Raw genomic sequence first — 12,699 nt, 5'->3', positions numbered from 1 at the left:
TCAGTACAACGGAAAGTCAAGATAATGATCACAGGCAGCCCCAGAGCCATGTATTCGAACAGTTTCGTGGGGTATGATTCATAATAATTGGGGATTCGGATTTCAAAAGTAAGCCAATCCTATATGACAGCGGGCAATAATCCGCCAGCCTTCAGCAGGCAAGAGATAGCCCCTCAGCTGGACTCCCTTTAATTCGTATCCATCAATAATTTCAAAGAGCTCTTTTTGATGCGACTCATCTGAGTGGCCTATGCACTCCCAATTGACGTGATATCCCTTCTCTTTAAGTATGTTTAAGGCTTCCAGAGTAATCATACTCCCTCGCTCAGCTGTCACACCACCGATATACCCCAGGGTCGGTGTAGAGTATTTTGTTTCATTGATCTGCAGCAGCTGTGAGGTTAACGGCATATTCAATACTGTGATATGTTTATTCACCCACAGGTAATCTTTAATGTAGGAGTGCTCGGCATAGATAACAGGTATTTTATGCATTAAAATCCTTTCCAGGATCATACAGGCAAACATAACAACAGGACGAAACAGCGGTTTGATCCACGGCTTCGTTGGAATCGATTTGAGGAGATTTTCATGCATATCATAGACTGCTTTGCTTCCCCTTAATCGCAGCAGTTGTGCCCAAAACAAAAGTTCCAGTTCGTTCTGAACATGGTACATATCAGCATTCTCTTCCAGGGCTGCCTTATAAACCAGCCCGGCTGTCCGGGTCAGGCGTTCCACCCGCCCCCTGGGTTTAGGTACTGCGCGGATGCGAACACCATCCACAATTTCATCCCGGTCATGTGGAGCCACTAATACCACATCATACCCAGCCTTTGCCAGGGATTTGCACTCTTTTTGAAAAATACGTGTATCGAAAGGCGGGTGAGCTGAGGTCATATGTACGATTTTTCTTTTGATAGCTGATCACTACCTCACATAAAATCCACCATGCCGCAGCCAACCATCATCAGCTTAATGCTGTTCTTGACAAAGTGCTTCGCCCAATGGGGAAGGTTGGCCAGTCTGCCGGCCAGTTTGGAATGGTAATCTAGATCCCCGTATTTCAAAATCAACTTGCACCAGTAAGGCTTATTAAAAAAGCGGATTAATTCGTCCATATCCTCATCGGTCAGGTCTAAAAAAACCTCACGGTGCTTCAGCCCACAGCGAATCTCCTGGCCTACTGTCTTTTCCCACTTTTCCTGGTAACGGGAAAGGGACATCTCGCTCAGGTCACCGCTGTCAAGAGCATCGACAGCTGTATCAGCACACAATTCTGCACACCTGAGTCCAAAGAAAAGGCCGCCGCCGGAGATTGGCTTTACATGACCGGCAGCATCCCCGACCAGCAGGCAGTGCCCCCCGTAAGACTTATCCTGAAAATAGACCGGAACATAGCCACTGGTACACTGGAGTATGCGCATCCCCTGAAAGATACCGGGGTTGGCCTCCACAAGCTGCTGGAAATGCTTTTGCGGGCGCCTTGGCGCTCCGATACCTATTCTGGCCATACCCTGCCCTGCAGGGATTACCCAGCCAAACCATCCTGGTGCCACCTGATTACCGATAAATATATCGACAATTTGCCTGTCACTGTTGGGCAGCTCCACCTCTGCTGCATAGAGTGGCACCTTTTCTCCTTTAGGTAAAATACCAAGCCTTCTGGCCACCAAGGATCTGTACCCATCAGCTCCTACAACCAAACGGCAGGTGAACTCCTTTATATTATTATTGCGGCTGCCGCTCTGTCGCAGCATCACCCTTACACCACCGGGAATAAGCTGTAAATCAACTGCCCGCATACTGTATGCAATCTCTGCACCGGCTGCTGCTGCCTGTGCAGCCAGATCCCTGTCAAAAGCTACACGATCGATAGCAAGGGCGTACACCCTGCTGCCGTATAGGTTCAGAACATCACCCCCGGGAGAATGCACCCGGGCCCCGGTCAGCTTATGCCGGATTACCTTTGGCGATACTCTGGAAAGCTGCAGTGTCCTGGTACTGACGAGTCCGGCACACCTTAGGGGAGCACCGATTTGAGGATGCTCTTCGGCCACCAGCACCCTGAATCCCGCAGCAGCTATATCCCTCGCTGTAGCACAGCCTATAGGACCCCCGCCTATGACAATGACATCGTAATCCATCTGATGAGAGTGCCCCCTTATATATCACAATTTTACATCTGAATTGTATCATAAAAAAACCACCGTGTGTTTAACGGTGGTCAAAATGCCGCTTTCTATTTCAGATCGCGGCAGAGATCCCCGCCGAAAACCGGCGGGTCAATGAAGCAGCATCCACCAAGAGTCTCGTCGCACAGCTATCAAAGAAGTACTTCGAGAACCTTGACGATCACGATTGCCCCGAAAACGAACAGGAGTGGAACAATAGCTACATTAAGAACGCGATCAATAGCTTGGGACAAGGTAACCGTTCTGGCACTGCCAGAGGATTCAACCCCGGCTCCGGCCAGTTCCTTGCTAACCAACAAGGCGATCAGAACCAGTGTTGCCAGAAGGCCTAATCCTGCTGCCAGAGTGGTGCTTGCCGCTGTTGTGACAGTTGTGGTTGTTGTAGTAGTAACAGTGGCGATCATCATCTATGGCCTCCTTTTATAATATCTATCTATCTATAACAACTTTCGTCATGAAATCGGAAATTCCTTCTCGCGATGGTAGTAATTATTAATTATTTTCTAGGACATTAGCCCCTTTTTGGTTCATCCCAGCAAATAGGGTCCAATAATGAATAGATTGATGTTGGTCAGCCCATGAGCGAGAGTGACACCGTAAAGGGATTTTGTCTGGTGCACAATCGATGAGAAAAGCAGGGCAACCCCAAAAACAAAAAAGCACGTCTAACGCTGAAAGGTGGGTGATATGCAGCACAGAGAATACCAGGGATACATAAATGACCGAAATCCTTTCTCCAAGAAAGTCATCTGTGGCACGCTTCATTATCCCACGAAAGGTCAATTCCTCAGTGAGACCTGTAAAAATAATGAGGATTATTGATGCAGTCATAACTGCTCCCGGAGTAAGTTGTGAAACAATAGGTTCCGGGTGCAAAATAGAATACTCCATGAAGCCCAGCGGAAAGCCTAACAAGGCAATAGCCAGCTGCACTTTCCAGTTTTTCCACAGATTTTGAAGACTCCCCTGGGTCAGATAGATGTCACTCCTGCGAAAACCCGCCATTTTGGCAGCCACAAAGATCGCAGCCAGAAGAGGAATGCCGGGAATGAGATAGAAATACTGCGGAGCAACACCCTTGAGCGGTATAGAAAGGCTCAGAATCCGGATCAGCGGCGCCAGGGCAAGACCAATATAGAAACGATATCCATAAAAAGCTGCTTTGCCACCAACCTGAGACTGATCTTGCAGTTCCTCTTCCAGCTGAACAGGCTGTCCTGCTTCCCTGCGGGCGGAACCCCCTGCAGTGCGATTTATCTCCCACCGGTACCAGGAGATAACAGCCATGATCAGGCTGGCTATCAGTAAAGTGACATGCAGTGCCATACCAAACCCGATACTCCAGTAGCCAACTGCCAATTCTGCAGCAGCTAATCCTAAGAGAAAAACCCAGGGGATCATCGATTCATTTCTTTGCTGCGTACTTGAGCCAGACTCATCTTTAGCTCTTTTAATATCCTGCTCCCTATCTTCTGCGGATAAGTTAAGATCGTGATACTGGTAGTCATCAAACGTTTTCGGCATTTTTCTCTCCCTCATCAACTTGCTTTTCCCTTCACATTCACCCAGAGGTGAAGGCTCCGATAAGGCTCCTCATCCCCCTCCCTGTATAACAGAAATTCCACCTTTAAGTTCTCTCGTGTGCTGGGATAGGAAAAAGCCATCGTTTTTTCCCACTTACTCTCATGGCTCAAGGTTATCGGCCCCTCCCGCGGCAGCACCAGATCATCCATCCTGACTTCAACATAGTATTTTTCCTGCTGGTATTCGTGGTTAACCACACCGACAATAACCTCGCCTTTTTCCCCTTCTTCCAGCTCCCGTGGGTATCCTTCCGCTTTGCCATCTGTCCCTAGAATATAAAACTCTGTAAACTGTTCGCCCACCTTGGGCATGGCCACTACATAGCAGATGCTCCCTACAGCAAAAAGAATTGCTATTACAAGAGCTATGGAAAGAACCCTGTCCAAAATAGGCTGCTCCTGCCATAAAGGAACCTCGAATTCAAAGGTGGGGCAAAAGCGATCCTCCTGAGGCAGCTTGTCCCTTCTAAAAAAGGAAATACTGCCCATTAAGAGGATAAAAATGATCAGTGATAGAAGAATCGGTGTCAGCCTGATTCCCCAGGGGGTGTAATTTAAGCCCAGCCCAATTAAAGGCGCCACAGCAATGCTGAGGCCAAAACTCAAGGCAACCCGTTCGATCCCATCCAGGTCATCCTTTTTGGGAAAAAGGGCTGCGATCAGAACATAGCCCGGGAAAAACAGCACAAAGGGAAGCCCGAGCCCTATACGCAGGTAATGCATCCAGCCCTGCCCCCCCAGGGCAATCAGCCCTGCCAGGATGAGTGACAGCACAGCAATTATCTCCAGTTCCCACTCCAGACGCAGTGTCTTTTTGAGAGAATTGCCTGAGGGCTCTGATGGATCTGGGTTCGGATCTGTGTCTGTGTCTGGGCTGGGGTCTGAGTCTATGCCTGGTTCTGGATCTTGATCTAGCTCCGGTTCTGGAGCTGTGTCTTGATCTGTGTCTGGGTCTGGTACTGGTTTTGTATCTGTGTCTTGATCTGGATCTGGGCCTGAGTCTGGTACTGGTTCTTTGTCTGTGTCTTGATCTGGTTCTGTGTCTGGTTCTAGGCCTGTGTCCCGATCTGGGCCTGGACCCGGTGCTAGCTCCGGTTCTGGTTCTGGCTCCGGCTCAGTCTCTGGCTCTGGCTCTGGCTCTGGTTCTGGTTCTGGTTCTGGCTCTGGTTCGGCCTCTTCTAAACTGCCTGGGTAATCACCATCGTGTTCGAGAGATGGATCTCCTTCGGAAACGCTCTCTTCAGCAGTGCTTTCAGATGAAATATCTTCCACAGGTAAATCCTTGAGAATATATGATTCGCCGTCAGCACGGTAACGAATTTCCAAACAGGCACGGTGGTTCTTCAACTCTTTATTTGCCTTCTCAATAACCCGTTCGAACTCCCGTTGGCTGAGAGAAACGTGATCAGGGTACATCAGTTCCACATTACTGAAGTCTTTTGACATCAGAAAAGGGATGGCATCTTCCAGGGAATCTGCATCAAAGAGAACTTCTACAGGAGCATAGGCCATCTTCTGCCCCTGTTCTTCCTTCAAGTAAACCTTATAATAAGGGTCGACCTTTAAAATATCAATGCCTTTTAAAGGTATTTGCTGAAGCGCAACTGCCTTCTTTCTTCTCTTAGCTGCTGCTTCTTGTTTAATATCCCTTCTTTTCCGGAACAACCCAAAGGGTTGCGCTAAAACCTTGTATTCAAACCGGACGCGGAAGTGCAGCTTCTGTGTACCTGTCTCCTTACCCATACCGCCTGTGCTCCTCCTGTCTTCTATTGCCAATAAAGTGAATATATTCTCCATCCACCGACAAAATTCCTCTAAAGTGGATCACGGATCACGCGGATCACGGGAACGGTTCTTCTGATCTACTTCTGATCTATTTTGGATCATCGCGGTTATCCTGCTCTGATCTCTTTTCCGGCAACAGTTTTGTCCATTAGCCAACGTCTATCGACTAACCACCAACAAATAAGATCAGGGGGATGGTTCCCCTGAACCGTTTTAACTAGATCGCATATCCGGTTGTTCCCAGGTGAACAGCACCAGTAAATATTTAGGCAGCAATATGCATTAGGCCGGCCTGACCCCGAACCATTTCTAAACATATCATGATAATCAAGAGAACCGTCCCTCCGATCAATCCACTGCAGCTTTGAGTATCTGAACCGGGTGCAGTGTCTTTATACCGGATACAAAGCTGATGCGGTCTTTGCATGAACCACAGGGGGTTATGATTATACTGGGATTAATGGCGGTTAACTGCTGTGCTAATGTTCTGCTGATGGCCATCGATACCCCCTTATTCTCCACCTTGTAGCCGTAGGTGCCTGACTGCCCACAGCAGCCATCCACTATCTCCAGCTCCAAGCCGGGTATCAGTCTCAACAGATTGACCCCCAACATACCTGTCCCTTGAGCCTGGATATGACAGGGGAGATGATAAACCGCATGCTCTTCTATTACAGGATGGACAAGGGCTGCCAGGCGACAGCTATAGGGCTCCAGGTACTCGGAAAAGTCGTAGACTGCGCTCGCCAGCTGCTGTGCATCACCTGATCTCACTTCTTCAACGTAAATCTTTTTAAATGCCAGACTGCAAGAGGGGCATGTAGTGACAATTTCATAGCCTTGATCGACATAGTCTTTGAAATAGCGGAGATTATGCTGAAAAGTTTTATGTGTTTGTTCACGGTTTCCGGCAGCTAAAAGGGGCATTCCACAGCAGATCTGCTCGGAGACCAATGCCTGGACCCCCAGCAGTCCCAGGAGCTGCAGAAATGCCTTCCCTACCTCTGGTTCATAATAGTTTACATAGCATCCTGGAAAGTAGATTACCTTCTTTTCTGCCAGCTCTAGAGGTGTTATTGCCTCTGCCTGCTGTGCACGCTCTAGAGTCCGTACCTGCCCTTCCAGCTCTGCCGGCTCTTGCCGCTGTACCGGATCTGATGGTTTTGTCTGCCCTGCTGAATCCAATGGACTTCCTGGCTGGGATGTCACTGATAACTTTGTTTGCTCTTGCGGCTCTGCCGGCCGCCCCAGGGTTGGCTGCAAAAGATCTTTCTTGGCTGCAAAGGAAAACGGCTGCTCCATGTCCAACCCCAGCATCCCGCTCATTATTTTCTGCAGAGCGGTGTTTTTTAAAGCTGTGTTCGCCAACAGGGCAAGGGCTGTTCCCATACGGCCTAACAGCTGTGGGGAGGCAAGCATTTTATCCCGCAGGGAGCGTTTCCCTGATCGTAAACTTTTGTTCTGGCGAACCAGCTGTGCCACGGGGACCCCGAAGGGACAGGCTACATCACAACGCTGGCAGCCGCTGCACTTATCCAAAAACTTTAGCAGGTCCTTTGTATCAGGGGAAACTCCTGCCCCCTCAGCCCCGGCACACTTGAGCCGTGACAGGTCCGGACCCAAAACCTTCGGCCCCGGGTAGTCTGAGTCATGGGTGGCCATAGGACAGGCGCTCTGGCAGTGGCTGCATTTTAAACAGTGTTCCAGAAGTTTTGACAGCTCACTCATCTTCAGCCACCCTCCCCGCCTCAACCGCTGCCCTGTATCCGGTGGCAATGGCCACACCGGCGCCGCTCCCCTCGATAAAGGGGTCATAACCGGCTAAAATCCTTCCGGCGCAGAAGACATTTTCCAGCAGAACGCCGCCATCTACAGCTAACGGCTGCATCAGTTTATTTGCCCGAACCCCTGCCTTGAAAATGGAGGTCTGATGCCGGAGGTCGGAAGTCGGAAGTTGTGAAAAATCTACTATTGCTGGTTCATTGACATTAAGACTTTGGCCTCTGTTTTCATCACCTGATGGTACTGCCTGAAGTATGACAGAGGAACGGTTCTCTGTCACATCCTTTGTCACCTCGACATTCCCTAACTCCACTTCTGTTTCCGTTATCTGCCAGTGCCGCTGGGCGTCGTTGGGATCTTCCTGTATGTACGCATCCGAATCAGCAAGATTATGCTTGGCCTGGGTCCCGCATGGCTGGGTATCTGAGGTTTCCTGGGTGTACGCCTCTGAAGCAGGGTTGATAACCGGTAAATGGAAAACAGCTTCTGATACCTTCTCCCTTTCCACCTGGATTCCGCCCCCTAACACCCCACCGGTAGCCAGAATAAAACTCTTTCCCTTAACGCGGCGGGGCCTCCCCGGGGTGTTGACGATTACACTGCTGCAGATCCGCCCCTTCAAATCAGCCGCAGCCACAGGGAAACCCTGCAGCAGATCTCCTCCCAGCAGCCTTACCCCTGCTGTAAGAGTTCTGGCCAGCCGCATCCCCGGAAGTGAAGGAGGAAGGGTGGGAACCTCGAAAACTTTTACCCCTAAAGATTCTTCAAGCCCCCGTTTGACCTGCAAATGTTGGCTCAGACCCAGTAACGCAGGGAAAGCTATAGAACCAAAGCCCCGCACTTTTCCGCTCAGCTCCTCCGCTAACAGCTGCCAGCTATTCTCCAGACGCACCGCGATCTCAACATTGTTATTCAAGTTATTCAAGCTCCTGCTGCTGTCTGCTGCGCCGCTGCCAGGTAACTGCAGACAGTCCAGGTCAACCTCAGCTGCCTGCCATCCTTTAAAACCCCTCTTCTGCATCCCCTCTACCATCAGCTCAGCACAGAAATCACGGTATCCCTTCAGCCCCACCACCAGCACACGCCCCTCAGCTGCTGCGGCAGCCAGCTGCCCCTCAGGAAGCAAACAGGTATAGCGCTGATTTCCGAAAGCTGTCGGGATGCAAAAATTGTTAAAGCCATCCTGATAGTGATAGGGACAGGATCCCTTCGTCTGCTCCACAAAAAATAATAAGGCCTCATGAATTTCCTCTTCTTTTAAAAGGGCATAGGGATGCCCAGGATTTTCTGAGACTAAGCTCCTCAGTGCAGGCCAGGGCTTTTCGGCACTCCCGCAAAGGTCAAGACAGCCGCTCATAGACTCCATGGCGCTGGCACCTGCACTGACAACGATCGTCTTCATCCCCTGCTGTAAAGCTTTAAGAGCTGCGGTCATCCCCGCCAGGCCGGCTCCTATTATCACAACATCATAGACCATTTTTGCTATCCCCAAGCTGAAGATTTTGTAGGTAAATCCCGCGGGCCAGCTCCAACTGCCTGGCCTGGTCTCCCTGCAGCACATGCCTGATCCCCTGCCACCGTGAGCTGAGTGTCCCCTTGATGAACTCCTGGCATCCCTCATAGGAAAGCAGCTTTTCCTGGTAAAGAAAGAGGGCACTGCGGTAAATGCAGGTGGTTCCCTGGCAGGGGCCGTGGGCGAGGCGGGTACTCCGCAAAAAGGCCCCGGGTGTAAAGCGATCCAGGTGGTGAGCGGCTTGCAGGAGAGTGTTTTTATCCAGCAGTTCGCATTCACAGATTGGCGCCCCTTTAGTGGAACTTGTAGGTGCGGCTGTAAGTGAAGGCAGACAAACATCCTTTGTTCTGCACTGATCAGATACCCCCAGCTTAGCAGCAACAATGTCCACCACCTGCTCCGCCATCAAGCGGTAGGTGGTCAGCTTACCCCCCACAACAGAATAAAGGTTGCTGATCCCGTGAAGCCTTTCATGATCGATGACCGCAAAGCCACGGGAGGCCTGTCTGCCTGCCTCCTCACCTGGGTTATACAGTGGGCGCACCCCGGCGAAAGCCCGCACAATTCGGCGGCTGGCCAGGCCTGGAGCCAACTCTTCTCCCAGGTCAAGTAGCGAGCTCACTTCCTCTCCTGTGGGTTCAGGGTTTTCCGGGGTGGGAACCGCAAGATCTGTGGTGCCCAACAGGGAAACGGTTTTGGCCGGAACCAGGATATCCCCATCCCCAGGTGGGCGCAAGCGGTTAAGCACATGATTGCTCAACCGCTGGGAAAAAATTAGCAGTGTCCCCTTCCCATAAGCGAGATCCAGGTGAACCCCAGCTGTGGCTGCCACCTGCCCCGCCCAGGGACCCGCCGCATTGATGACCACCTCTGCATTTATAGAGTAAACCTCTCCACTTTCCATATCTTTCAGGACCGCCCCGCGGACTCTCTGCCCCTCAACCAGCAGCTTTTCCACCCGGGTGCAGGTCAAAACCTTCGCTCCACACTCCACAGCTCCCTGGACATTCATCATCACCAGATCAAAAGGATCCACAGCAGCATCAGGAACCCAAAATGCCCTTCTGGCATCCCTGCTGAGCAGCGGCTCAAGGCGATAGGCCTCCCTTAAATCTATCTCTTCAAAAGGAAGCCCTGCGGATTTCGCAGCATCTGTCCAGCGCATAATATAATCCGGGTCATCTCCCTTTAAGTGAACAAACAGGCCACCTGTCTCCTCGATGGCTCCCGCCGCAACCCGGCGCAGAATCTGGTTTTCCTGGTAGCACTCCCGGGCAACATCACCATCCCGAACCACATAGCGCCCCCCACTGTGAAGCAGTCCATGGCAGCGCCCTGTTGTCCCATAGGCCAGTTCCCGCTGCTCCACAAGAACAGCATCGATCCCCCTGAGGGAGAGATCCCACACGGATCCCCGCCCCGGTAGCACCCCCCCCAATCACCAATACCCCTGTTTGACCATCCACGGGGACGGTCACTTTGGCTGGTCCTGCTTTCATCATCTGCGGGGATAGTTCCCCTGTCCGCTTTCCGGGTGACTGGGAAACAGCACTACCGATAGCCTTCATCTTTTCCTGCATATCAAAGCAACCTTCCTTAAATGGTCGTTGGTCATTAGGATGCACTGGGGACGGTTCCTGTTGCATCTCCCAGAGTGCACTAAAGACGGTTCCTTTTCATACTCCCGATGTCCCATATCCGTCTCCCAAGGCAGTCACTCATGCCGCCCATGCAGCACCGGCAGAGGGCGAAAATTGAACCACCCCTGTCACCAAAGCGGTAAGCGGCGACACCGGCGGATCACGGAAGTCTGGACTGTCTTATTAATCTCTTTTTGAGGTGTTTCAGGAAAATAAGTAAATTACTCAAGCCTGACCCCATATAGCAAATAATCATTGTTATTATAAATTTTAGCTATTTGAACTTGCTGATCGAGATCCTGGGTATTAGGCAGCTCATCCCGTTTGTAAAATGTTTCACCGTAAATTTTATCCTCCAGGAGGATCAAATGCCCCTTATGGTTTTTGAGCCTTTCCGCTTGAACCCCGATACCGTAAAGAGGGATCAGGTCATTTTCAGAGGTGCTGATCAAAAAAGGATAGCACTGCATGGTCATACAGGCGAAAACTTTCCTGTCAGAAGCAGTTGATGCCAGGAAGTCGCTCACCATATACTGGCCTTCATCTTTATGCCAGTAGGGAACCAGATCCTCGTCCCCAGGAACACTTTGAAAAGGTACCTTGCTGCCTATGATATAATCGGGCTTTTTTACAACATTCGCTAATATGAAACAAAAAATCAAAGAAACCGCTGTTATTTTAATTAACACTCGCACAGCCCGGATCTTTATTGAACTTGGTATATTGTATAAAAAATAAGCTATAGCTGCAACCAGCAGGATTAATACGGCAACATACGGCCTGCCCGGATTCAGCGGGCTGTTTAACCTATTGATAAGGCAGAACACCAGTAATACAGAATAAGCCGCAAAGAAGAGCAGGGGTTTGACATCCTGATCCTTATTTTTTACCACAACAAAGAAATAGCAAATATAGGGGACTGTGAGCAGCACCCAGATCAGATATGTTGCCAGCTCAACAAAATGATTATAAATCCTGGCATACTCGTGTGCCTGAGCCTGGGCTAAAGAGAGCATCCCCTGCAAATAATACTGAGATTTGACGGCAACCACAGCTACAGGTTTTCCCGTATAGTACAGGAAACCCAGTGACAAGAGCAACAACAGCCCTGCGGTGAGACACAAACTAATGGACCCTCGCCATTTAGTTATTTTATTGATGAGCAGATAAAGAAGCCCAAAACCAATCACTATAGCAACACCAAGAAAAATAAGCAGAATGGATTTGGTGATGATGCCCCCCAATTCAGGTACCATTGCCTGACCTAATGCATTAAAAAGCATATGACTAAACTGTGCAAGCAGGGGAGCAAACCCTTTGCTCAACAAATAACAGGTAGACAAAGCAAAAAAAGACTAAAAAGGCAATGTAAAGAACAATAGATAAGGAGTTGATCACCAGCCAATCCAAATCTCTTTTGTACAGAAACCAGATAAATACCGCACAAACCGCCCCGGTGAAAACAAGCAAGGCATAAAAATTACATACAAAAGATGTGGTCACAAGTCCTGCCAGAAGGATTACTGCTGCAAAAACACCTGAGCGTGCCGTTTTCTTGTTCAAGATCAGCAGCAGTGCTGTGACTGTAAAAAGAATGAGCACACCCATGGTTTGGGTGCGTAACTCCTGTCCCAAAATGTGAACCATGTTCTCCCATCCATAAAGTGTGGCTGCCAGGAGACCTGTGCGGTGTTCATGCAGCCTGTTGACAACTAAATACACAGCAGTAATGATCAGGATATTTATAAAGGGAGGGATGATTCCGGCAAGTGTTACAATATCTAAACTGCTAGCCAGGGAGAGCAGGCGAAACAACACATACAAACCCACAAAATTCAGCGAGATCTGCTGAACATTCTCAAACAAGATCTTTCCCCCATCGGTAAACAGGTTCCAGCAGATGAAAATATGGTGGTGGGGATCTGTAAAGCCTACAGGTGCGCCGGCTTGAAGATAAAAGATATACTGCAAAGCAAAGAGAGGGATTAACAACAGTGACAAAGACTGTCCCCTGCTCAGCGTAACACTTTTCAATAAAAAATAATAAAATAATAGCGGAGCAGTCATCAGTAACATACTGATCACCAAGAGCCCCTGAATCTCACTTAAACCCCTGGCATTCACCAAAAAGAGCAGTGTCCCGATCAGTGTTATGAATAGACTCCCCAAATAAAAATTAGGGGCTAAATCTGACTTCTGTT

10 protein-coding genes are annotated in these 12,699 nt (G+C 49.7%); all 10 read right to left on the bottom strand.

The genetic code is table 11. The annotated features are described in order from the left end of the window. Positions 1-102 precede the first annotated feature (102 nt). Positions 103-900: a glycosyltransferase gene (locus SSCH_RS00785; RefSeq protein ID WP_044663803.1), complete on the bottom strand. Its 798-nt coding sequence runs from the start codon at positions 898-900 to the stop codon at positions 103-105. Between the two features lie 35 nt (positions 901-935). Next, positions 936-2,147 (bottom strand): geranylgeranyl reductase family protein, encoded by a 1,212-nt coding sequence (locus SSCH_RS00780; protein WP_044663802.1) that lies wholly within the window; start codon positions 2,145-2,147, stop codon positions 936-938. A gap of 179 nt (positions 2,148-2,326) precedes the next feature. Then, positions 2,327-2,602 carry a hypothetical protein gene (locus SSCH_RS00775; protein WP_198142042.1) on the bottom strand — a complete coding sequence of 92 codons (276 nt, stop codon included), beginning with the start codon at positions 2,600-2,602 and terminating at the stop codon, positions 2,327-2,329. A gap of 85 nt (positions 2,603-2,687) precedes the next feature. Next, positions 2,688-3,719 carry a CPBP family intramembrane glutamic endopeptidase gene (locus SSCH_RS00770; protein ID WP_198142041.1) on the bottom strand — a complete coding sequence of 344 codons (1,032 nt, stop codon included), beginning with the start codon at positions 3,717-3,719 and terminating at the stop codon, positions 2,688-2,690. A 14-nt stretch (positions 3,720-3,733) separates the two neighbouring features. Then, a complete protein-coding gene (locus tag SSCH_RS18590) occupies positions 3,734-5,521 on the bottom strand; it encodes a DUF1616 domain-containing protein (RefSeq protein WP_198142040.1) in 1,788 nt (595 codons plus the stop codon). A gap of 390 nt (positions 5,522-5,911) precedes the next feature. Beyond that, positions 5,912-7,291 (bottom strand): anaerobic glycerol-3-phosphate dehydrogenase subunit C, encoded by a 1,380-nt coding sequence (locus SSCH_RS00755; RefSeq protein ID WP_044663801.1) that lies wholly within the window; start codon positions 7,289-7,291, stop codon positions 5,912-5,914. Next, positions 7,284-8,822, bottom strand: a complete 1,539-nt coding sequence (gene glpB, locus SSCH_RS00750; RefSeq protein ID WP_044663800.1) for an anaerobic glycerol-3-phosphate dehydrogenase subunit GlpB — start codon at positions 8,820-8,822, stop codon at positions 7,284-7,286. The genes SSCH_RS00755 and glpB overlap by 8 nt, the downstream gene beginning before the upstream one ends. Then, positions 8,812-10,287: an FAD-dependent oxidoreductase gene (locus SSCH_RS00745; protein WP_232294125.1), complete on the bottom strand. Its 1,476-nt coding sequence runs from the start codon at positions 10,285-10,287 to the stop codon at positions 8,812-8,814. The genes glpB and SSCH_RS00745 overlap by 11 nt, the downstream gene beginning before the upstream one ends. Positions 10,288-10,719: 432 nt before the next feature. Beyond that, positions 10,720-11,781 carry a DUF6056 family protein gene (locus SSCH_RS00740; RefSeq protein WP_044663799.1) on the bottom strand — a complete coding sequence of 354 codons (1,062 nt, stop codon included), beginning with the start codon at positions 11,779-11,781 and terminating at the stop codon, positions 10,720-10,722. Between the two features lie 4 nt (positions 11,782-11,785). Then, positions 11,786-12,699 (bottom strand): hypothetical protein (locus tag SSCH_RS00735; RefSeq protein ID WP_044663798.1); only part of this gene is annotated, 914 nt, incomplete at its 5' end.

Source organism: Syntrophaceticus schinkii (assembly GCF_000946815.1).
Taxonomy (GTDB): Bacteria; Bacillota; DSM-12270; order Thermacetogeniales; family Thermacetogeniaceae; genus Syntrophaceticus; species Syntrophaceticus schinkii.
Note: the sequence above shows the minus strand (reverse complement) of the source record. Positions and strands in the feature narration are given on the sequence as shown.

What these genes read in the sequence shown, in the direction of transcription:
- SSCH_RS00785 (WP_044663803.1), bottom strand. Translation starts at nt 900, where the DNA reads ATGACCTCAGCTCACCCGCCTTTCGATACACGTATTTTTCAAAAAGAG.
- SSCH_RS00780 (WP_044663802.1), bottom strand. Translation starts at nt 2,147, where the DNA reads ATGGATTACGATGTCATTGTCATAGGCGGGGGTCCTATAGGCTGTGCT.
- SSCH_RS00775 (WP_198142042.1), bottom strand. Translation starts at nt 2,602, where the DNA reads ATGATGATCGCCACTGTTACTACTACAACAACCACAACTGTCACAACA.
- SSCH_RS00770 (WP_198142041.1), bottom strand. Translation starts at nt 3,719, where the DNA reads ATGCCGAAAACGTTTGATGACTACCAGTATCACGATCTTAACTTATCC.
- SSCH_RS18590 (WP_198142040.1), bottom strand. Translation starts at nt 5,521, where the DNA reads ATGGGTAAGGAGACAGGTACACAGAAGCTGCACTTCCGCGTCCGGTTT.
- SSCH_RS00755 (WP_044663801.1), bottom strand. Translation starts at nt 7,291, where the DNA reads ATGAGTGAGCTGTCAAAACTTCTGGAACACTGTTTAAAATGCAGCCAC.
- glpB (WP_044663800.1), bottom strand. Translation starts at nt 8,822, where the DNA reads ATGGTCTATGATGTTGTGATAATAGGAGCCGGCCTGGCGGGGATGACC.
- SSCH_RS00740 (WP_044663799.1), bottom strand. Translation starts at nt 11,781, where the DNA reads ATGCTTTTTAATGCATTAGGTCAGGCAATGGTACCTGAATTGGGGGGC.